General features: G+C 41.6%; 15 protein-coding genes. 5 read left to right on the forward strand and 10 right to left on the reverse strand.

The features are described 5' to 3' along the window. Positions 1-19: 19 nt before the first annotated feature. The 3 genes from ntrR to NDN11_RS03550 form a co-directional block, all read right to left on the reverse strand. Positions 20-775: an ADPR responsive transcriptional repressor NtrR gene (gene ntrR / locus NDN11_RS03540; RefSeq protein ID WP_251110785.1), complete on the reverse strand. Its 756-nt coding sequence runs from the start codon at positions 773-775 to the stop codon at positions 20-22. Between the two features lie 332 nt (positions 776-1107). Further along, the gene (locus NDN11_RS03545; protein WP_251110786.1) at positions 1108-2595 is read right to left on the reverse strand and encodes a nicotinate phosphoribosyltransferase; all 1488 of its coding nucleotides are present in this window, start codon (positions 2593-2595) and stop codon (positions 1108-1110) included. Positions 2596-2619: 24 nt separating this feature from the next. Continuing rightward, complete coding sequence (locus NDN11_RS03550) at positions 2620-3330, reverse strand: phosphoribosyltransferase family protein (RefSeq protein ID WP_251110787.1); 711 nt, start codon at positions 3328-3330, stop codon at positions 2620-2622. Between the two features lie 353 nt (positions 3331-3683). Here NDN11_RS03550 and NDN11_RS03555 point away from each other — a divergent pair, with 353 nt between their 5' ends. Further along, positions 3684-4859 carry a zinc-binding dehydrogenase gene (locus NDN11_RS03555; protein ID WP_167247906.1) on the forward strand — a complete coding sequence of 392 codons (1176 nt, stop codon included), beginning with the start codon at positions 3684-3686 and terminating at the stop codon, positions 4857-4859. A gap of 71 nt (positions 4860-4930) precedes the next feature. Here NDN11_RS03555 and NDN11_RS03560 read toward each other — a convergent pair whose 3' ends face one another. The 4 genes from NDN11_RS03560 to betI form a co-directional block, all read right to left on the reverse strand. After that, positions 4931-5710, reverse strand: a complete 780-nt coding sequence (locus tag NDN11_RS03560) for a TorF family putative porin (RefSeq protein WP_251110788.1) — start codon at positions 5708-5710, stop codon at positions 4931-4933. A gap of 66 nt (positions 5711-5776) precedes the next feature. Further along, positions 5777-7471, reverse strand: coding sequence for a choline dehydrogenase (betA, locus tag NDN11_RS03565; RefSeq protein ID WP_251110789.1), 1695 nt, complete (start codon positions 7469-7471; stop codon positions 5777-5779). Positions 7472-7562: 91 nt separating this feature from the next. Next, positions 7563-9035 (reverse strand): betaine-aldehyde dehydrogenase, encoded by a 1473-nt coding sequence (betB, locus tag NDN11_RS03570; RefSeq protein ID WP_167247909.1) that lies wholly within the window; start codon positions 9033-9035, stop codon positions 7563-7565. Then, positions 9028-9654, reverse strand: coding sequence for a transcriptional regulator BetI (gene betI, locus NDN11_RS03575; protein ID WP_004655490.1), 627 nt, complete (start codon positions 9652-9654; stop codon positions 9028-9030). The genes betB and betI overlap by 8 nt, the downstream gene beginning before the upstream one ends. A gap of 264 nt (positions 9655-9918) precedes the next feature. Here betI and NDN11_RS03580 point away from each other — a divergent pair, with 264 nt between their 5' ends. Together NDN11_RS03580 and NDN11_RS03585 are read left to right on the forward strand one after the other, a co-directional pair. Beyond that, a complete protein-coding gene (locus tag NDN11_RS03580; protein WP_251110790.1) occupies positions 9919-11526 on the forward strand; it encodes a BCCT family transporter in 1608 nt (535 codons plus the stop codon). Between the two features lie 120 nt (positions 11527-11646). Further along, a complete protein-coding gene (locus tag NDN11_RS03585) occupies positions 11647-13707 on the forward strand; it encodes a choline transporter (protein WP_251110791.1) in 2061 nt (686 codons plus the stop codon). Positions 13708-13757: 50 nt separating this feature from the next. On the opposite strand, the gene NDN11_RS03590 is transcribed toward NDN11_RS03585, so the two are convergent. The 3 genes from NDN11_RS03590 to mqo form a co-directional block, all read right to left on the reverse strand. Beyond that, positions 13758-14213 carry a hypothetical protein gene (locus NDN11_RS03590; RefSeq protein ID WP_167247912.1) on the reverse strand — a complete coding sequence of 152 codons (456 nt, stop codon included), beginning with the start codon at positions 14211-14213 and terminating at the stop codon, positions 13758-13760. 38 nt (positions 14214-14251) lie between these two features. Further along, entirely contained in the window at positions 14252-15493 is a 1242-nt protein-coding gene (locus NDN11_RS03595; protein WP_251110792.1) for an MFS transporter, read from the reverse strand. Between the two features lie 76 nt (positions 15494-15569). Next, positions 15570-17210: a malate dehydrogenase (quinone) gene (mqo, locus tag NDN11_RS03600; RefSeq protein WP_251110793.1), complete on the reverse strand. Its 1641-nt coding sequence runs from the start codon at positions 17208-17210 to the stop codon at positions 15570-15572. Between the two features lie 1165 nt (positions 17211-18375). Here mqo and NDN11_RS03605 point away from each other — a divergent pair. Next, positions 18376-19629: a DUF8225 domain-containing protein gene (locus tag NDN11_RS03605; protein ID WP_251110794.1), complete on the forward strand. Its 1254-nt coding sequence runs from the start codon at positions 18376-18378 to the stop codon at positions 19627-19629. A gap of 4 nt (positions 19630-19633) precedes the next feature. Further along, entirely contained in the window at positions 19634-20860 is a 1227-nt protein-coding gene (locus NDN11_RS03610; RefSeq protein ID WP_251110795.1) for a Dyp-type peroxidase, read from the forward strand. Positions 20861-20901: the final 41 nt, after the last annotated feature.

Below are 20901 nucleotides of genomic sequence, written 5' to 3' on the forward strand. Positions count from 1 at the left end.
GAGCTAAGGTAGAAATATCTTAGCTCTTTTGATTTTCAGCGGAGTTGCGTGGTGTTTCCAGCATACGCGGGAAGGTGAAGTTGTAATTTTCCAGTGCATAGCGAAACAATTGAGCGGGGCGCTTACCGACAATTTTTTGCTGTCCCGTTTCTTCAACTGCACCTGCTTCCTGCATACGCCGTCTGAATGATTTTTTTTCTAATGTATGACCTAAAATAGTTTCATAAATGGTTTGTAATTCGGTCAGGGTAAAAAGCTCAGGCATGAGGCTGGCGGGTAGAGCGGTGTAACGGGTTTTATTGCCAAGGCGATCATACGCGAGTTGGAGTAGCTGTTGGTGATCAAAAGCTAAATCCAGCTGTAATGCCTGATCGATCGGAAGCCATTGACTATGCTCAGTGGTGTGACTTGCTTGAATCTCAAACTTTTCAAAATCAATCAGGGCAAAATATAAAGCGGTAATCGACCAGCCGCGTGGATCACGATGTTGATTGCCAATGGTTTCGACTTGTTCTAGGTAAGGGAAATGAATCCCTGTTTTTTCAAGCAGTTTGCGGTGTGCCGTTGCCATTAAATCTGGATCGGTTTTTAAATCGACAAAGCCACCCGGTAGCGCCCATTTGCCTTTTTCGGGAAAGTTGGAGCGCTGAATCATTAAGACTTGTAATTGACCTTTTGCTACAGAAAAAATTGCCATATCGACCGTAAACAGTGGGGTGTCATAGTCTGTTTTTTGGTAGTGGGCAAGGTATTCCTGTTCGGAGTTATAGGTCATTTGGCGTTATCTCATGGATGAGTGAATCAAGTATAAAGGTTTTGTATAGATTTGAATGCGCTGTTTATAAATGAAAAAACAGTTGAGTTTGTTTCAGCGTAGCGACAGCAGTTATCGAGAAATCAAAACTTTTGTGTATTGGCAATTGTATACTTTTAGGGATAAAGCCTAAGCAGAAATCTTTCATTGCGACTGATTAGCCGATGCTACATCTTCAGCCAAGTTCAAAATAACATTATGAACTTCATGCAAGATCGTTAAATGGGCGACATCCATGTCGCCTTTCATGATGTAACGCAGATGAACTGCAAACTAGCGATCTTGAGATCGTTTTAGACCAATCTCTCCCGAATTTGATCAAGTGAGCATTCTCTTAACAGTTGACCATTTTCAAATACTGTTTGCAGTGCACCCATCTTCTCCTGTTCAAAGCTTTGTTGATCAAATAACTCAAAACCATTCTCGGTTTGTTCAACCCGTAATAATCCCTTGGCTGATTTTTTAACACCTGAATCAGTTATTGGGTCTTTAAACAGTTCGCGACCGACACCATTGACCTGACCCCAAGTGGCTTTTACAGCAAAACCAAAACTATCGCGAGTCAAATAGTTATAGGTATAGCTGCCAATTCCAAAAACTAGATTATTGGAAGCAAAGCCTTTGGCTTCCAAACCTTTTAAGATATTTTGTGCACGTTCTAGGGTAATCGAGTCACCATAGATCAAGCCAACACGCTCATTCAGTACTTTATAGCCTTGCGCTGTTTCGGTACCGCCAAAAATTTCCCACAAACATTGCACTGCACCTTTATAAGCAGGACTATCTCGCTCTGCATCAGGATCGCCACAGATAATTTTCACGGGATCACCTGAGTCAGGGCGAAACACCACTTTGGCGAGTCCGAGGGCATTCGGTTGGCGTTTTAAAATTTCTGCTTTTAATTCCAGGCTAAACTCGGTAATCACACGCCAGAAATCCCAAGTATCTGAAACGATACTGACTACCCCAGCAGGATAAAGTTCACAGATCAGACGTCTAAAGGTCTCGATTTCACTTTCTTCACGGCCCATACACATCACGCTATGTTCTGTTGCAGGCACTGAAACGCCTACGACACCTGTTGCATTGTAATATTCTTCTGCATAGTCAATTGAAGCAACTGAGTCGGTACCGATAAAACTGGTCAAGTGCCCCACACCTGATTGGGCTGCATCATAGATCCCACTCATCCCACGGCTACTAAAATCATGGCCTTGAACCGCAACAAAGTCTAAAGGTGCACCTGTTTTTTCTGCATATTGGGTCAACAAGCGTTTGTATTCATAGGCAATGCTGGCGGTGGTACAGCTTTTCCAGAGCTCGGCACTGAGCACGGTTTCAATATAGTTGGTTAACCAAAAGAAATTCGGATCCGTATTGATGATGGTCAATACCGGCACTTTGATATTGACCCGGCTACCTTCTGGCAAAGCTTTAATTTTTAATGGTAAATAACCAAGATCGTGCAAGGCTTCGATGTGCTCGACAGGCACCGCACCTTCACCTAAAGCGTTGTCCATACGGCGTTTATAGGCTGCCACCACTTTGGCTTTAGGTTGATTGAAGAAGCCTTCATTCCAAGTTTCAATCAAAAAGTGTTTGATAAAGCCTTGCAGACCAAAGAACACAATCTTGTCATCAAAATCAGGCAGCATTTTGGCTAAACGTGATGAACGAGGGGTAAAATTGGCATAGACGTATTCAGTTCCCACTGGATACTGGCGACGGTGGTCTGCTTTATAGAAATCAATTGCATTGAGTGGGTTAATTTTAATACTCATTTTTATCGGCCTCTTGCTTTAATCTTAATTTTGAAAATTGATGATATTGAGTTTGCTTGCTTCTGCTTGTGGCAGGCTATTGCTGGTAAACACCTCAGGGCTATCCACCGTTGTTGTTCTGATTTTGCCAGTGCTTGGATCGCGTTTCTTTTCACAGCGAATCACTTCAATGGCTTGTTGGCGTTGCGGATTGATGCCATTTGCAATCGCTTGGGTACGTTGTGCTGCACCTGCATCAGGGCAGATCAATACGGTATTGTCAGCACTTAAAATCTGCATCAATGCTGGGCTTTGCTGGATAATCTCAATCGGTTCGATATTGATCACTTCTTGGAAGCTGGTATTTTTGCGTAACAGCTCAAGCGTCACTGAGCTATGACAATCCCACACCACAATTTTCTGACGCTGTCCTGCAAATTTTTCGCTATTGCTATTCAATAACTTGGTCATTAAATTCAGAGAGAAGGCCTGACCTTGTGCACAGATACGATCTTGACGTGCATAGGGAAAATAGGGGATTTCTACCGAAAGACGAGTGCCTTGTTCTAGTAACACATTTTCCAGTAATAGATAATCCATCACATCTGCGCTGTTCTGTAGTGAGGCTTTGATCTGAGTGTCAGCCTGTAATTGGTTTAGTAACTCAGGCTGTAGTTGAATATGACGCTCACCACCTGAAAACTGCAAAAACTCGATGGGAACATTGGCTTGAGCTGTCATAAGTTGAATCGTCATTTTAACTTCTCTTTTATAGTGGCTTAAAGCCAGTAAATATATATTGGCATAATGACACTATTAAATGCAAGGTTTAAATTTGATCATTTTAATAAAAATAGGGAAGTTATTTAGAAAACTAGATTTATCTACTTGAAGTTAAAAGAGAATAATTTTCAAATTTTTTTTAATCATTGGAACTATTCTAAAATGGACCAACTGCTGACTTTATTGCTGCGATATATTGATATTTAGGTCATAGTTTTTGACAATTATCCTTGTCAGGATTGAGGCATGTATTGTTGGCTTGGCATTACAACAGGTCAAAGTGCTAACAGCGAACAATGGGAATAAAACAAAAAGGAAAGCATTCAATGAAATCTCTGATTTGTCATAACGCTGAGTTAAAACTGGAAGACAGCCTTCAATTGGTTCCTGCAAAGGGGCAAGTCTTACTTGAAGTGGTACGTTGCGGTATCTGTGGTTCTGATTTACACATGCAGCATCACTGTGATCATATGCATGATTTGGCAGCACGAGTTGGATTCAATGGGGTGGCAAAGTCCTCGGATAAATTGGTTTTCGGGCATGAATTCTGCGGTAAAGTCTTGGATTATGGTCCAAAAACACGGCGTAAATTGAAAGCGGATACTTTGGTCTGTGCCATGCCCTTGTTAAATGTTGATCCACAAGGCTATGTACCGACTGGACTATCGCCAAGTGCTTCTGGCGGTTATGCAGAACAAGTCTTGGTACAATCGAGTCTGATGTTTGAAGTGCCGAATGGTTTAGATGCGGATCGTGCCGCGCTGACTGAACCAATGGCGGTTGCCTTGCATGCGGTACGTCGTAGTCGAATCAAGAAAAACGAGCCTGCCATTGTGATTGGCTGTGGTCCTGTCGGTTTGGGCGTGATCATTATGCTCAAAGCAGCAGGTGTTAAAACCGTGATTGCCAGTGATTTTTCACCGAACCGTCGTCGTTTGGCTGAGCAATGTGGTGCGGATGTCTTGATTGATCCTAAACAACAGTCTCCATTTGGTAGTTGGAAAGAGCTTGGCTTATTGGGCAATGTCTCTGAAGCAGTGAATATGGGCATGGGGATTTTTGATAAAGTTCAAACTTACTCATTACCGTGGGTGAATGCCATGCGTGTGGGGGATAAACTTGGGATATTGCCGAAGCGTCCGGTGATTTTTGAATGTGTGGGTGTAGCAGGGATCATGCAGCAGATCTTGGAGGGGGCACCACTATTCTCACGTATCGTGGGCGTGGGGGTTTGTATGCAAAGCGACAAGATCGAACCTGCGTTGGCGATTAATAAAGAGCTGGAAATCCAGTATGTGCTGGGTTATACCCCACTTGAGTTCCGTGACACGCTGCATATGATTGCGGAAGGTAAAGTCGATTGTTCACCATTAATTACAGGTGTGGTCGGTTTGGAGGGTGTTGGCAATGCCTTTGAAGCGCTGCGTGATCCAGAGCAACATGCCAAGATTCTGATTGATCCAAAACGCGTAGGCTCAACGATTGAATTGATCAAGCCATAACATCCAAGATTTTAAAAAGCCGCTTTCAATGAAGCGGCTTTTTTATGTCAGAAGACTTGATCCAGTGAGGATTAGAAGCTTTTGGTTAACGAAAAAGTCACGGTTGAATCAATCGGATTAGAGACTTTGGCATTGGGATTGCCATTGCTGTATTGCTGATAAAAACCGTCTTTATCCCATGCTTTGCTATAGGTCAAACTGCTAGAAAGATTGTAGGGTAGTTCTTTGTTGACGGCAAAACTGGCATCTTGGAAACTGGCTTCAGAAAAGTTTTTAATGCGTTGATTACCATAATGCGCATCGACCGACCAACCTTGCGTAATCGGTTGATGCCAATTGACATCCAAATACCCCGAGCCACGTGAATGCTTATTGTTGCCGACGCCCAAAGTATCCGAGTTATTACCAAAATAATCTTGGGTATAGGTAATCGCATATTTAACGCTGAGTGGTCCATAGCTGATCTCAGGGATAATTTCCCCATAATCAAAACGGGTATTGTCTGTATCCGCAGTGGTTTTTGCCCCGGGATAATAGTAATAAGCGACTTTAGTGCCAACGGTGATATCACCAAAACTGCGGCTAAAGCCTGTATACACATCCCATTCTACTGAAGCATCACGAATAAAATGATCACTTACAGTCGATGCCCAAGTCCCTGCATAAAAACCACTAGCATGATTATAATCCAGTCCGCCTTGTAAGGCAGGTTTACCCCAAGTTTGTTGAAAACCGCGAGAAACGTATTGGCTGGCCGCTATGATATTGGCTGAGTAGGGTGAGGTAGCTTCTGTGGCATGCGTGCTTTGAATGTAAAAAGCCAAAGGTGCAATCAATAATAATTTTTTCATCTTATTTTCCCTGAATGAAGTGAAACCCGAAGCTGAGCTTCGGGTATCCACTGAGGAATATCTTCCTTATAGTATTGGACGTAACGGCGCTTGACGTACAGGTGCTGTACCCGCTTTGTAATAACCCGCTTCTGAGCGAGGGAGTTTTTGACCACGGATTTTATCGGCAATTTTTTCTGCGATCATAATTGTGGTGGCATTCAAGTTGCCTGTAATGATCAATGGCATAATTGAAGCATCAACCACACGTAAGCTTTGTACGCCATGAACACGACCTTGACCATCAACTACAGCCATGTCGTCTTCGCCCATCTTACAACTGCATGAAGGATGGAACGCTGTTTCCGCATGTGTACGGACGAATTCATCCAGCTCTGCATCAGTTTGGATATGTTTACCGGGACTGATTTCTTCACCACGATATGGATCAAGTGCAGGCTGAGCCATGATTTCACGGGTGATACGGATCGCATCACGGAATTCACGCCAGTCTTGTTCAGTTGACATGTAGTTGAACAGAATACTTGGATGCTCAAACGGATCTTTGGATTTCAGCTTGATGCGACCACGTGACGGTGAGCGCATTGAACCGACATGGGCTTGGAAGCCATGTTCTTTTACCGCATTACTACCGTTGTAGTTAATCGCCACAGGTAAGAAGTGATATTGGATATTCGGCCAGTCAAACTCTTTTGAACTACGGATAAAGCCACCCGCTTCAAACTGATTACTTGCACCAACGCCTGTACCATTAAATAACCATTCTGCACCAATTGCAGGTTGGTTATACCATTGCAGCGCAGGGTAGAGTGAAACAGGTTGCTTGCATTGATATTGCAAATACATTTCCAAGTGATCTTGCAAGTTCTCACCGACCCCTGGCAAGTCATGCACTACATCAATATCCATCGATTTCAGGAAATTGCTTTCACCGACACCTGAACGTTGCAAGATTTGTGGTGAGGCAATCGCACCTGCACAGAGCAACACTTCACGTTTGGCTTGTGCCTGTTTCATATTGGCTTGGTCTGCGCCAATAATATATTCCACACCCACCGCCTGTTTTTGATTAAACAAGATTTTATTGGTGGTGGCATGCGTGACGATGGTTAAATTCGGGCGACCTTTGGCCATATCTAAATAACCACGGGCTGTACTAGAACGGCGACCTTTTGGGGTCACAGTACGGTCCATTGGGCCAAAGCCTTCTTGTTGATAGCCATTTAAGTCATCGGTACGTGGGTAACCCGCCTGTACGCCTGCTTCAACCATGGCATGGAACAAGACATTGTTGCCATTTTTAGGGGTTGCGACTGACACAGGACCTTGGTCACCATGGTAGTCATTACCACCGATATCACGAGTTTCAGCTTTTTTGTAGTAAGGCAAGCAGTCTGCATAGGTCCAGTCTTCCAGACCTTTCATGGTTGCCCACTGATCCAGATCCATGGCATTACCACGGATATAGCACATGCCATTGATCAGGGAAGAACCACCTAAACCCTTACCACGACCACATTCCATACGACGATTGTTCATGTATGGTTCAGGATCGGTTTCATAGGCCCAGTTATAACGACGGCCTTGTAATGGAAAAGCCAAAGCAGCTGGCATTTGAGTACGGAAATCTAAACGGTAGTCTGGACCACCTGCTTCCAAGAGTAAAACAGTCACGTCTTTGTCTTCAGTCAGACGTGTTGCGAGCACATTTCCGGCAGATCCTGCGCCAATGATAATGTAGTCATATGCTTGAGTATTCATCGTTATCCCTTTTTCTATTCTTGAGGATGCCGATGCAATCATGGGATTGCTCGGCATAGAGGATTAATTTTGAGGGTGAAAGGTGAGGGCATTAGAAAATGCTGTGATACTCACCTAACTCAACTTGAACGGATTTGATACGGGTGTAATGACCCAAAGTGGTTAAGCCATTTTCACGGCCAACACCAGATTGCTTGTAGCCACCGACTGGCATTTCCGCAGGCGATTCGCCCCACGTATTAATCCAGCAGATACCTGCTTCAATTTGATGGATAATACGATGCGCTTTGGTGATGTCTTGTGTCACGACACCAGCAGCCAAACCAAAGGTGGTGTCATTGGCACGACGAATCACTTCTTCCTCAGTTTCATAGCTGAGAATGCTCATCACTGGGCCAAAGATTTCTTCTTGTACAATCGCCATATCATCTTGGCAGTTGCTGAATACTGTCGGGAGTACATAAGCGCCTTTGGCAAGATCACCTTCAGTGGCACGGCCACCACCGATTAATAGTTTTGCACCTTGCTGTTTGCCTGACTCAATGAAAGACAATACTTTTTCCATATGCGGGAAACTGGTAAGTGGTCCGAAATTGGTTTGCTCGGCCATTGGATCACCGATACGGATACGTTTTACACGTTCCACTACGGCTGCTTCAAAATCCGCAAGCAAGGTTTTTGGTACAAACACACGGGTACCATTGGTGCAGACTTGACCTGAACTAAAGAAGTTTGCCATGACAGCGATATCCGCAGCACGGTCGAGGTTGGCATCATCACAAATAATCAGGGGTGATTTACCGCCCAGCTCCATGGTGACTTCTTTTAAGGTCGAACCCGCAGCACTGGCCATCACTTTCTTGCCAGTCTCAACACCACCGGTGAACGAGATTTTTTCAATCACAGGATGTTCAGTGAGCCATTGACCGATGTCACGACCTGCACCTTGGACCACGTTAAATACGCCGTCTGGTACGCCCGCTTCAGTATAGATTTCAGCAAGTTTAAATGCAGTCAGTGGGGTAGTTTCACTAGGTTTGAAAATCATGGCATTTCCCGCTGCTAGGGCAGGTGCCGATTTCCACATGGCGATTTGAATTGGATAGTTCCACGCACCGATACCAGCAACCACACCAAGTGGTTCACGACGGGTATAGAAGAAGCTTGATTCACGAAGCGGTACTTGCTCACCTTGAATCGCGGTTGCCAGACCAGCGTAGTATTCGATCACATCAGCACCTGTCACGATATCCACGGTTGAGGTTTCGCTGTAGGCCTTACCAGTATCAAGTGTTTCGAGTTGGGCAAGTTCATCATTACGTTCGCGTAAGATATCAACCGCACGACGTAAGATGCGTGAACGCTCCATTGCGGTCATCGCTGCCCAGATTTTTTGACCTTGTTGTGCGCTTTGAACAGCCGCTTCGATGTCTTGTTGTGACGCTTGTTGAAGTGTTGCGATCACTTCACCGTTGGCAGGGTTAATGCTGTTAAATGTTTGACCACTGGTTGCTGCGACATAACGTCCGTGGATATATAACTGGTGAACTTGTGCATCACTCATTCTGTTTCTCCTGCAAAGGTTTGTTCGCAAATTGCAATTGCGTTTTTACATAATCGTAAGCAATGGAACGTGCCAACTGGCTGTCAAACTCATCATGACTGCTTAAACTGCCACGTAACCATAATCCATCAATCAAAGCCGCCAATCCGCGAGCGGCAATGCTGGCCTGTTGTTTATCATCCACCAACATGAGGAAATAATGTTTCAGGTTGGAGTACAGGCGTTGATCATTAATTCGTTGTAAACGTCCAAGTTCGGGGAGGTGCATACTTGCCGACCAAAAGTCTAACCAGACCCGCATGGCTTGTTTGTTGACCTGACTGATATCGAAGTTGGAATCAATAATGGCCTTGATCTGGCTTTCTGGATGCGCATCTGCTTCCGTTTTGTATTGGTCAGTCTTTTGACGCAAAACGTTGAGCATTTCCTGCATACAGGTATTGATCAATCCCTGTTTGTCACCGAAATAGTGACTCACAATACCAGTCGATAGTTCAGCCTTTTTTGCAATCTGTGCAATGGTGGTATTGGATAACCCCACTTCAGAAATTACATAAAATGCGGCGTTAATAATTTCTTCACGTCGCACATGCTCTGGTTTTACTCTACGCTTTGTCATGCTTATCCATTTAAAGCCCTGCCAAGGTGCTTTTTATTCAACATTTCTCGATGTAGAGCATCATAACATTTTTTTATCATACTTTTTATTGATTGAACGTTCAATCAATAAAAAGTATAATCTGTAAAAATCAATGAATTTTTGATTGGCAAGAATAGAAGTAGTGTAATAAATCAAAGATTCTTATGGATAAGGCGATAAGCAGAATTGAATACTTATCACATTATTTTTTAAGAAAAAACACCAATTGCAAGGAGCAAGAACATGGTGTCAGAAAGTAATGAAGGGTCCCCATCTGAACCTATACGTTTAAATTTGTTTGTTTTTTGGAGCTCCGCAATCAGTATCGGCATTTTTGGCCTATTGTTTGTATTATTTCCACAGCGCAGTCAGTTCTGGCTAACCTATATACAAGGGCTGGCAAACCAATTATTTGGCTGGTACTACATGCTGGTGATTGTGGTTTGTTTAGGTTTTGTCGCATGGTTGGCTTTTTCTCGGGTGGGGCAGATTCCTTTAGGTAAAGATGACGATAAACCTGAATTTGGTTATCTGGCTTGGGTGTCGATGCTGTTTTCCGCAGGGATCGGGATTGCACTCTTGTATTACGGTGTAGCTGAACCCGTCGACCATTTTATTCGACCGCCAGAAGGTCAGGGTGGAACGATTCAAGCCGCACGTGATGCGATGATGTATAGCTTTCTGCATTGGGGCATTCATGGTTGGGTGTTGTATGCCTTATTGGGTGTGACACTCGGTTATTTTGCTTTTCGTCAGAACTTGCCATTGGCGTTGCGTTCTGCGCTGTATCCGATCTTTGGTGAACGTATTCATGGTTTGATCGGTGATTTTGTTGATGGTTTTGGGATTTTAGCTACCGTTATTTCTTTGGTGACCAATCTCGGTATTGGTGCTTTGGTACTGGTTTCGGGGGTACATTATCTCTTGCCTGAGATTCCAAATAACCAAACCACCTTGATTACGGTGGTGTTGCTGATGATGTCAGTCGCGACCATTACCACTGTGGTCGGGATTGAAAAGGGTTTGGCTTGGTTATCGCGTATCAATTTGCGTTTGCTCTATGCGCTCTTGCTGTTTGTATTTCTCACAGGACCAACCAACCATTTGCTCAATGGTTTAGTGCAGAACGTGGGTGATTATCTCGATCATTTTCTAGCGAAAAGCTTTGATATGTACCTCTACAATGCCAAAGCAGGCGAGTGGTTAGGTTCATGGACCGTGTTCTATTGGGCATGGTGGATTGCATGGGCACCATTTGTCGGCATGTTTATTGCGCGTATTTCTAAAGGCCGCACGATTCGTGAAGTTGTGCTCGGGGTCTGTCTAATTCCACTTGGTTTTACACTGGCTTGGATCTCGATTTTTGGGAACACCGCAATCTATTTTATTTTGGAACAGAAGCAAAAAATCTTAGGTGATCTGGTGTTAACCGATCCTGCTTTGTCCCTATTTAAGCTTCTCGAATTTTTACCGTTCAATCCTTATGTTGCTGGGATTGTTGTTGTGATTTGTTTCGTATTGTTTTTGACCCCTGTGGGTTCTGGTACACTCATGATCGCAAATCTGTCCTCGAAAGGGGGTAGCAATGAAAGTGATTCACCGATTTGGTTGCGAATTTTCTGGTCTGTGGTGATTACCATTGTCAGTATCGGGCTGCTGTTGGCAGGGAGTTTTCACTCCATGCAAAGTGCGGTGGTACTGTGTGGTTTACCATTCTCCGTTATTATTTTGCTGTATATGTTTGGCTTAGCCAAAGCACTTAAACAGGATCAATTTAGTCCTACGCCACCGCAAGTGATAACGCAGGTAACTCAGTCATCACATCACACAACTGAAAAATCAGAAACATAGTAATTCGGGCGAATGACTTTTATTTTTCATTTTTTATTCGGGCAGGTCTTTTCATTGATTAAATGATGAAAAGACTTTGTTGAATATTTTCTTTTTCTTCTCTAATTCCTTGAGGATTGTATGGCAACAGATAATCCAAGAGCGGTTGATGATGCTACATTAGCGAATAAAGATCATTTAAATCGTGTGGTCTTTTATGTTTCAGCTCTACTTATTTTAACATTTGCACTTGTTACGATTCTATTTAACGATTTTGCCAACCACTTATTAAATGTGGTACTGGCATGGGTCAGCGATAAATTCAGCTGGTATTACCTCTTAGCAGCAACCTTGTATCTTGTCTTTGTGATCTTCATTGCGTGCTCGCGTTATGGCGATATCAAACTTGGTCCCAAGCATTCCAAGCCTGAGTTTAGCTTACTGAGCTGGTCGGCCATGCTGTTCGCTGCGGGGATCGGGACGGACTTGATGTTCTTCTCGGTTGCAGAACCTTTATCCCATTATATGAATCCACCTGTAGGTGAGGGGCAAACTTATGAAGCTGCCCGTCAGGGTATGGTGTGGACGCTGTTTCATTATGGTTTAACCGGTTGGGGCATGTATGCCTTGGTTGGGATGGCATTGGGATACTTTAGTTATCGGTATAACTTACCTCTGACCATTCGTTCAGCACTCTATCCAATCTTTGGTAAGAAAATTGATGGGCCGATTGGGCATACTGTCGATACAGCTGCCGTCATTGGTACGATTTTTGGTATCGCGACCACTTGTGGTATTGCGGTGGTGCAGATCAATTATGGCTTGCATGTACTGTTCGGCTTACCTGAAAACCTGTGGATTCAGATTGCCCTGATTGGCGTGGCCGTGATTGTGACCATTATCTCGGTCACTGCTGGGGTGAATAAAGGCATCAAGGTACTGTCTGAAATCAACATTTATGCTGCCATCGGCTTGATGTTGTTTGTACTGTTCTTGGGTAATACTGAATTCCTGCTCAATGCCTTAGTGCAAAACTTTGGTGACTATATCAGTCGCTTCCCAAGTTTGGCACTGGAAAGCTTTGCTTTTGACCGACCGAAAGAGTGGATGAACAGTTGGACCTTGTTCTTCTGGGCATGGTGGGTGGCGTGGTCGCCATTTGTGGGACTGTTCTTGGCAAGGATTTCACGTGGTCGTACCATTCGTGAGTTTGTTTGCGGGACGCTGATCATTCCATTGTTGTTTACCATCACGTGGTTGTCTATTTTCGGAAATAGCGCGTTGTATAACGTGATTTTTGAAGGCAATACCGCTTTGGCACAAACCGTTTTGACCGATCCTGCACATGGTTTTTATGATCTATTGGCGCAATATCCAGGCTTTGCTTTTATTGCGGGGGTCGCAACCATTACGGGGTTATTGTTCTATGTAACTTCGGCCGATTCTGGTGCGCTGGTTCTTGGTAACTTCACCACCAAGTTCTCCAATGTCGATAATGATGCACCGCGTTGGCTTAGAATCTTCTGGGCAACCGCAATTGGTTTGTTGACGATTGCGATGTTGATGGCAAACGGAATTACCGCACTGCAAAGTGCCACCGTAATCATGGGCTTACCGTTTAGTTTTGTGATGTTGCTAGTCATGGCGGGTTTATATAAATCCTTGCGTTTAGAGGATTATCGTAAAGCCAGCCGCAGTCTGAACGCCGCACCTGTAGTCGGAAACGTCGACATTCTGAACTGGAAGCAACGTTTATCTCGAGTGATGCATCATCCGGGCAGTAGTGAAACGCAGCGCATGCTTGATAGCGTGTGTAAGCCTGCGGTGCAAACCGTGGCGGATGAACTGATCAAGCGCGGTATGAATGTTGAAGTCACACAGGGTGAATTGGAAGACAGTGATACGCTGTATCATCTTGATCTCACCATTTACATTGAAGAAGAACATAACTTCGTGTACCAAATCTGGCCTGTGCGTTATATTGCGCCAACCTTTAGTGAGCGGGGTAAACGTGGTAAGCAGTTCTACTATCGTTTAGAAACCTTCTTGTATGAGGGTTCTCAAGACAATGATCTAGTTGGATATACCAAAGAACAGGTGATTAATGACATCCTTGATAAGTATGAACGGCATATGACCTTCTTGCATATCAACCGTATTAGTCCCGGTAATCGTCCTTTGTATCCTGATTCACAAGATTAATGGGTCAAATAAAAAACCTCACATACTGTGAGGTTTTTTTATGGGTTCAACTATAAAGCGCCATATTTCTGCCAAGTTTCACCTGTATCGTAGGTGGCATAATGGCTTTTGAGTTCATGCAATGATTGAGTTTGATAGATCGCGAAGATGATCATAATCAAAAATAAACTAATCAATTTAATCATGCGCTTATTTTTATATTCACCTGAGTAGAGGTAGAAAATGCAATAAAAAGCGATCATTAAATAAGTACAGAATAAGGAATGGAATAGCAGGTAGATCAGCAAGGCGACCGTAATCACCAAGGCAATCCGATTTTTTAAGATATTAGGACGTAGGCTCAGAATATTAAGCACCAAAAGACCAAGTGAGGTCCAAAATAGATAGGCATCACCACCAATCACGACGATATAGGTGGATTGCAGCCACAATAACACCAGCCATACAAAAATGGAAAAAATAATAAATTTAGATAGGCCTGAAGACGTGGGCAAAGTATGTTTCATATCACATTTGATTTTTAAATAACTGTTTGTTTGGATGACTAAAAACGAAAATTAAATAAAGCTTTGGTTCTTGCCTTGGTTAAGACAACGCAGAGCAAAGAAAGTGAGCCACCAATCAACATTGCTGGAACCACGCTAAAAAAACGGGTCATCACACTGGACTGCAATGCACCCAGTTCATTACTTGAGGTGACAAAGATGCCATTAATGGCTGCCACACGCCCAAGCATGTCTTTGGGAGGGATAAGTTGCAGAATCGTTTGACGGATAACTATGTTGATGCTGTCACATGCTCCCATAATAATGAGAACTGCGACAGAAAAATACAGTTGTCTGGTAACAGCAAATAACAAAGTGCAAACACCAAAGCCTGTGACGGCAATCAGCATCATTTGCCACGGCTTAGATTTAGGGGGATAGCGCACCAAAATCACCATCATGATCAAGCCACCAAAGGCAGGTGCAGCACGTAATAGACCAAAACCATCGGCACCAATCTGTAAAATATCTTGGGCAAAAATTGGCAATAGCGCGATGATACCGCCAAAAAACACGGAGCCAAGATCGAGAAACATCGCCCAAAAAATAATTTTAGTTTTAAAAATAAATTGCAGTGCTTCTTTCAGACTTTGCGTCACAGATTCGGTTTGGATTTGCGGGAAATGTCGTTTTTGTAAACACCACAGTGCGATCGTTCCTGTGAGAAAAAGTGCCACGATCACAGCAAAAGTAATATCTAGGTCGAGATGAGCCAATAGAAAGCCACCGATCACGGGAGCAAGAATGCCACTGGCTTGCCAGCACATACTGGTCCATGTTGCTGCATTGGTATAATGATGTTCTGGTACTACAAAAGGCCGTAGCGAATTAAAGCAGGGGCTATAAATCCCGCGAATACAGCCAAATAAAAACAGAATGCTAAAGGTGGAAATCAGTAAGAAATTGGTACTCAACGCTTGAGTGTTGTATAGGTCAAAGCAGACCCATAAGGCAATCGATAGGGGAATCGCAAAGCTAAAACTGATTTGCAAAATACGCTGACGATTAAAACGATCAGCAATATAACCACCCCATAAAGACAGCGCCAGAAAAGGTAAAAAATCCATAATCCCGACTAAACCCAGGAGAAGTGGATTTTTGGTAATTTGATACAGATGAAAGGCAATCAGCACTTCTTGAATCAGCACCGCAAAAGTCAGGCAGCATTGATTGAGGGTCAATAACTTAAAGTCACGACTGGCAAATGCAGCAAAAGCAGAGTGGGGTGCAGCAGAAGGCATAGTATAAAAATAAAAGACAAAATGAGAAAAAGGGAAGAGCCGAAACTCCTCCCTTTTTATTTAGACTGAAGGTCGCTTATTGGGCAACAGCTTCAGCTTTTTCTACTTTCTTAGCAGGAACTAAGTTTGCAGGTGTCGTATAGTTCAAGCCCAAAGTTGAACTTGAGTACTGACGGATCTGATCTAACAACGCTGGATCGGTTGAAAGGTCTTTACCATAAGAACGTACGATCTCATGCAATTTGTTATTCCATACACCTTTAGTTTGCTCAGGGAATGCTTTCTCAAGCAAGTTAAGCATGATGTAAGGTGATGTAGACGCACCCGGAGAAGCACCTAGCAATGCAGTTACAGACTTATCTTTAGATGCAAAGATTTCTGTACCGAATTGCAATTTAGCAGGTTTGCCTGGCTCTTTTTTGATGATCTGAACGCGTTGACCACCTTGTTGTAAATGCCAGTCTTTTGGATCAGCTTCAGGGTAGTATTTTTTCAACTCATTGAAACGATCTGCATCAGACATCAATACTTGGCTTACGAGGTACTGAACAAGATCAGCATTTTGTAGACCAATTGCAGCCATAGGCAACACGTTGTTTTTGTTGGTTGATGCAAGCAAATCAAGCTGTGAACCATTTTTCAGGAACTTGTTTGAGTAAGTTGCGAATGGGCCAAACAATACATATTTTTTACCGTCGATATAACGGGTATCGATATGTGGAACAGACATTGGAGGCGCACCAAGATCAGCACGACCATAGACTTTAGCAGTGTGTTTTGCCGTTACTGCTGGGTTGTCAGTCACAAGGAACTCACCACCTACAGGGAAACCAGCATATTGTTGCGCTTCTGGTAAGCCAGTCATTTGCAATAGTTTAATTGCAGCACCGCCCGCACCAATAAACACAAAACGTGTTTTTACATGATCAACTTTGCCAGATTTCAAATCTTTGAAAGCTACAGACCAAGTGTTGTCATCGTTTTTGCTGATACCCGTCACTTCAGTTGAAGTGCTAAGTTTGAAGTTTGGACTCTTTTCAAGGTTGCCAATCAACTGCTTGGTGATTGCACCGTAGTTCACGTCAGAACCAACGTCCATACGGGTTGCAGCCACTTTTTGTTGAGGATCACGACCGTCCATTACCAATGGTGCCCATTGTTGAATTTCGGCTTTGTCTTCACTCAACTTCATGCCAGCGAATAACGGGTTTTGAACCATGGCAGCATAACGCTTTTCCATGAAGTTCACGTTATCGCCCCATACGAAAGCAATGTGTGGTACTGGGTTAATGAAGGTATTTGGTGTTTCTAATACACCTTGTTTCACTTGGTATGCCCAGAATTGCTTGGCAATTTCAAACTGACCAGCCACATTTACAGCTTTAGAAATGTCCATTTTACCGTCTTTTTCTTCGGTATAGTTCATTTCCATAAAGCCTGAGTGACCTGTACCCGCGTTGTTAAAACCGTTTGAACTTTCTTGTGCGACAGCATCAAGACGTTCATACATGCGGATATTCCAGTCTGGTTGTAACTCGTTGAGGTAAGTACCTAAAGTGGCACTCATGATCCCGCCACCGATCAGTACAACATCGACAGTTGGTTCGTTACTCGTAGTTTTAATTGCCTTAGACGCAACTGGTCTAAAAAGAAAGGCAATTGCAATAATAATTAATACTACGACTAGTACTAATAAATATTTCCAAAATTTTTTCATTCAATTTACCTTAAAAATTAAATGACGCTCCATATCAAAAGCGACATAGAGAGAAAGAATTTAAATGATGTTACAGGCGCAATAAAGGCACATCAGTACGGCAAGGGATCGCCTTAACACTGATGTTGAAGAAGTTAGTTCATGAATTTTACTTTAATTTAGACGGTATTTTGGTTGAACTAATGTTTCAAAATGTACAAATCAAGCCAACTTTGATGATTTATTGTGTGAAAGTTGTAGAAAGTTCTAGTAAATCCTAGACTTATGGTTTAGAGAGATTAGTCACATTTTGATCAAATATGATGACTTGAATAATAAAAAAAGCTGTCCGTAGACAGCTTTTACTTTTTATTGCGTCACGCGACACATATGCTGTCATTTTCCATTTCAGAAATTCAAAAGCTTAGCGATTCTTGCGACGCATAATGACACTAGAATACGACACAACCAATGACATTTTGATAAGAAAAAGACACATCTGATGTCATTTTCTTAAAAGTAGTTTATTGAACCATTTTTAAGTTAGTACCCATTAGCAGCTTACTAGATAGTTAGAAATTTTTCTTTTTAAGAAATGCTTTCTGTTTCGTCGATTGAAGTGACGCGTCACACGATACATAAGTTGTTATTTTCGATTTTAGAAATTCAAAAGCTTAGTGATTCTTACTGCACATAATGATAATTTTAGCGACACAATTTGTGTCGTTATAGAATACAAATGACGCAACCCATGTCATTATGACGAGCATATAGATGTAATAAATTCTTTGGAAGATGCTTTTAGATACTCAAATTATTTAAGCTTAAAGTCATCTCAAGATGGATACAAAATCAATAACTACTTAGATCAGAGTGGATATTTGTCTGTTTTAGAATTAAGTGAGACTACATGGAATTGTGAAAATTGATCAATAAGTAGTCGTGAAACGTGATAAATCATTAAAAAAGCCCAGGCACTATGAGTTGGACTTTTTATTAAAAATAAGGCTATGATTTATATAAGATAAAAATTCGTATAAGACTTATTGTATTGATTTTATGATTTTTTTAAATAATTTTTAGTAATGCAATATGAGGCTTGAATTATTAACTTTAAAAGTTATATTCTAGAAAAATATGGAACCCCAAGATTCCTGTAAAATAAATAAAATAGAAGGTAGCAAACATGGTAAAAATAATTTTCAATACACCTGGACAAGCAGATGACTTATCGCCTCTACTTTTGGAAAAGTGGAATGAAGAAATTAAAAAGCAGTATGAATCCCATGTTAAAATGGAGATAGCCTCAGGCGTTACATTAGGGTCTAGATTCTTTGCTTTTGATCCTACTACTATCCCAAATTCAATTACAGTTAATAGTGTCAAGTGGTTTGGTGATCCTGCTGAACCTGCATTTTGCCAAAATTCAGATGTAGCACAAAAACTTTCTGATTGGGGCATTAAGGGCAGACACCATTTTCATAATGAGTATTGTGAATATACGGTAGAGTATAAAATAGATTCTACTGGTAAACAAAGACCTAAAAGAGTTCAGATTACAACAGAACTGAGAGAATACTGGGTAACAATTGCAAAACATGACCCAAACTTTCTAAAACAATTAGCTTCAACAGTACTTGGAATACCTGTTACATGGGAAGATTTATATGGAAATGATCCTACAAATATGACCATAGAAGAAAGAGAGCTAAGTTTTTCTACACAAGTTGCAGGAAATGGAGATGGTAATAATCCCTCACAACCCGTTGGAAAATTAAATACGGAAAATGCATTGTTCATGACCCATCCTATTAACGGATTAGATGACTTAATTTATATAGTTATGTTTGGTGCAAAACCCTACGCAAGAAAGAATGGATCTCAATTTGAAAAAGTAACGAAATATGCAATTTTTAAAGAATATAACGTTGAACACTTAGCTTGCCGCCATGCAGACCCTGCTGCTGCTATGGGTGCATATGGCGCAGTTTTTGAGGGTAGAAAAATAGCATTCAACCAAAATCTTGGAATGTATATTCTTTCTTTTGCTAAGAATAATTTTTTATATAACGGAAATTCGATTCCTGATTCCTGGGTTAGATTCTCAAGAGGGAAAAACAATTTACATCAACGATTAGTCTTTGGACCTTCGGATGAAGAGAATGTTTTTTTAGATGATATCACCGTTGAAAAAGGAGGAAATGATGTTCCAATTAAAGGTGGATTTGAAGTGTTACAACACATTGAAGTTGGTCCAATAATTCAAATTAGTCAACCTTCTGAAGTTAATTCAAGTGATTATCAATTGATAACGGAAAGCGATGATTCATTACAATGCGATAAAGCCAAGATTTGTTCAAATATTGCTACCTTTTGGACTGAATATAATCGTGGTTCTTTAATTCGAATTGCTCCAAGAACAACGAAAATAGGAAGTTAATAATATGCAAGAAGGGATCTTTTATCAGCAAGGAGCAACACCTGGAAAGCATTGGGGATTATTATTTTTACGCATAAACGAGGGATACGATTCAACCAAAATTTACGAAGGATTAAATTCACTTTGGGAGGTTCTGCAGGCCTTAAAAGTTGGAAAAATAGAAGACTTACCAAATATAACAGTTCCTGTTCCTCCTTCAGGACTTCAAATTACAATTGGATATGGTAAAAATATATTTAACAAAACGGGTATTAAAAAATTTGTTCCAACTGCTATTACAGATTCTAATTTTCGTCCGCCTCTCGCAACTGGTGGTGGAAAATTACTTGCTGCCTCTGGGCTTAGTTATTCTGAAACATTAATTAAAAACCCTGCAACAGAAGATATTGCTTTACAGTTTATATCTGATTCTGAACTTCTAATTTATAGATGTTATTTAGAGTCATACAAATTATTGACTACAGCCAATAATGAATTTCCTTTTGAAATAGTTAAATTTTATACTGGCTTCCAAAGAGAGGATAAACGAAGTTGGATTGATTTTCATGATGGAATATCAAACCTAAAAAGCGGAAAGGATCGATTTGAAGCCATCCGAATTAAAGAAAATAATATACCAGAGGAACAATGGATAATCGGTGGCACTTTTATGGCTTTTATGAGAATTGAAGTCGATATTGATAAGTGGATTAAACTTGATAGAGCTACTCAAGAATTATTGGTGGGTAGAGATAAAGTAAGTGGATGCCCATTAGATTCTGTAATGGATGATAGACCTATTATCATTAGTAAATGCCCTTTTTCTGAGACTACAACTATTGTTGACCTAGATTCAAAAGGAAACTTTATAAATGAAGACTTTTTTGAGCCATCTAATACATCCGATCCAATAGTTTTGGCAAGTCATGTTCAAAGAGCTAATCATCATAAGCAAGTTATAGGAGATAGAGACTCTCTAAGAGTTTTTAGACAAGGGTATGAATTTTTTGAAGCATCAGATCAAGCGGCTAAGATTAAAATTGGATTGAATTTTGTTAGTTTTCAAGATACACCTGAAAGACTCATTAGAATGCTTACACAAGAAACATGGTTAGGCAATGTTAATTTTGGAGGTCTTGATAATCATCAAACACCAGAAAACAATATTTTAAAAATATGGGCGGCAGGTATATATTTAATACCTCCAGAAAATAATTTAAATAAAATACCAGGCTATGAGTTGTTTGAGTAGCTACCAAAAATTTAAACACACATAGCCCATTTGTGGATTTT

The sequence above is a fragment of the Acinetobacter sp. C26M genome (assembly GCF_023702675.1).
Taxonomy (GTDB): domain Bacteria; phylum Pseudomonadota; class Gammaproteobacteria; order Pseudomonadales; family Moraxellaceae; genus Acinetobacter.

Excerpts from the sequence above, each read along its gene's own strand:
- mqo (WP_251110793.1), bottom strand. The coding sequence starts at position 17,210 with ATGAAAAAATTTTGGAAATATTTATTAGTACTAGTCGTAGTATTAATT.
- NDN11_RS03585 (WP_251110791.1), top strand. The coding sequence starts at position 11,647 with ATGGCAACAGATAATCCAAGAGCGGTTGATGATGCTACATTAGCGAAT.
- NDN11_RS03545 (WP_251110786.1), bottom strand. The coding sequence starts at position 2,595 with ATGAGTATTAAAATTAACCCACTCAATGCAATTGATTTCTATAAAGCA.
- NDN11_RS03610 (WP_251110795.1), top strand. The coding sequence starts at position 19,634 with ATGCAAGAAGGGATCTTTTATCAGCAAGGAGCAACACCTGGAAAGCAT.
- ntrR (WP_251110785.1), bottom strand. The coding sequence starts at position 775 with ATGACCTATAACTCCGAACAGGAATACCTTGCCCACTACCAAAAAACA.
- NDN11_RS03550 (WP_251110787.1), bottom strand. The coding sequence starts at position 3,330 with ATGACGATTCAACTTATGACAGCTCAAGCCAATGTTCCCATCGAGTTT.
- betA (WP_251110789.1), bottom strand. The coding sequence starts at position 7,471 with ATGAATACTCAAGCATATGACTACATTATCATTGGCGCAGGATCTGCC.
- NDN11_RS03580 (WP_251110790.1), top strand. The coding sequence starts at position 9,919 with ATGGTGTCAGAAAGTAATGAAGGGTCCCCATCTGAACCTATACGTTTA.
- NDN11_RS03605 (WP_251110794.1), top strand. The coding sequence starts at position 18,376 with ATGGTAAAAATAATTTTCAATACACCTGGACAAGCAGATGACTTATCG.
- NDN11_RS03590 (WP_167247912.1), bottom strand. The coding sequence starts at position 14,213 with ATGAAACATACTTTGCCCACGTCTTCAGGCCTATCTAAATTTATTATT.
- NDN11_RS03595 (WP_251110792.1), bottom strand. The coding sequence starts at position 15,493 with ATGCCTTCTGCTGCACCCCACTCTGCTTTTGCTGCATTTGCCAGTCGT.
- betB (WP_167247909.1), bottom strand. The coding sequence starts at position 9,035 with ATGAGTGATGCACAAGTTCACCAGTTATATATCCACGGACGTTATGTC.
- betI (WP_004655490.1), bottom strand. The coding sequence starts at position 9,654 with ATGACAAAGCGTAGAGTAAAACCAGAGCATGTGCGACGTGAAGAAATT.
- NDN11_RS03560 (WP_251110788.1), bottom strand. The coding sequence starts at position 5,710 with ATGAAAAAATTATTATTGATTGCACCTTTGGCTTTTTACATTCAAAGC.
- NDN11_RS03555 (WP_167247906.1), top strand. The coding sequence starts at position 3,684 with ATGAAATCTCTGATTTGTCATAACGCTGAGTTAAAACTGGAAGACAGC.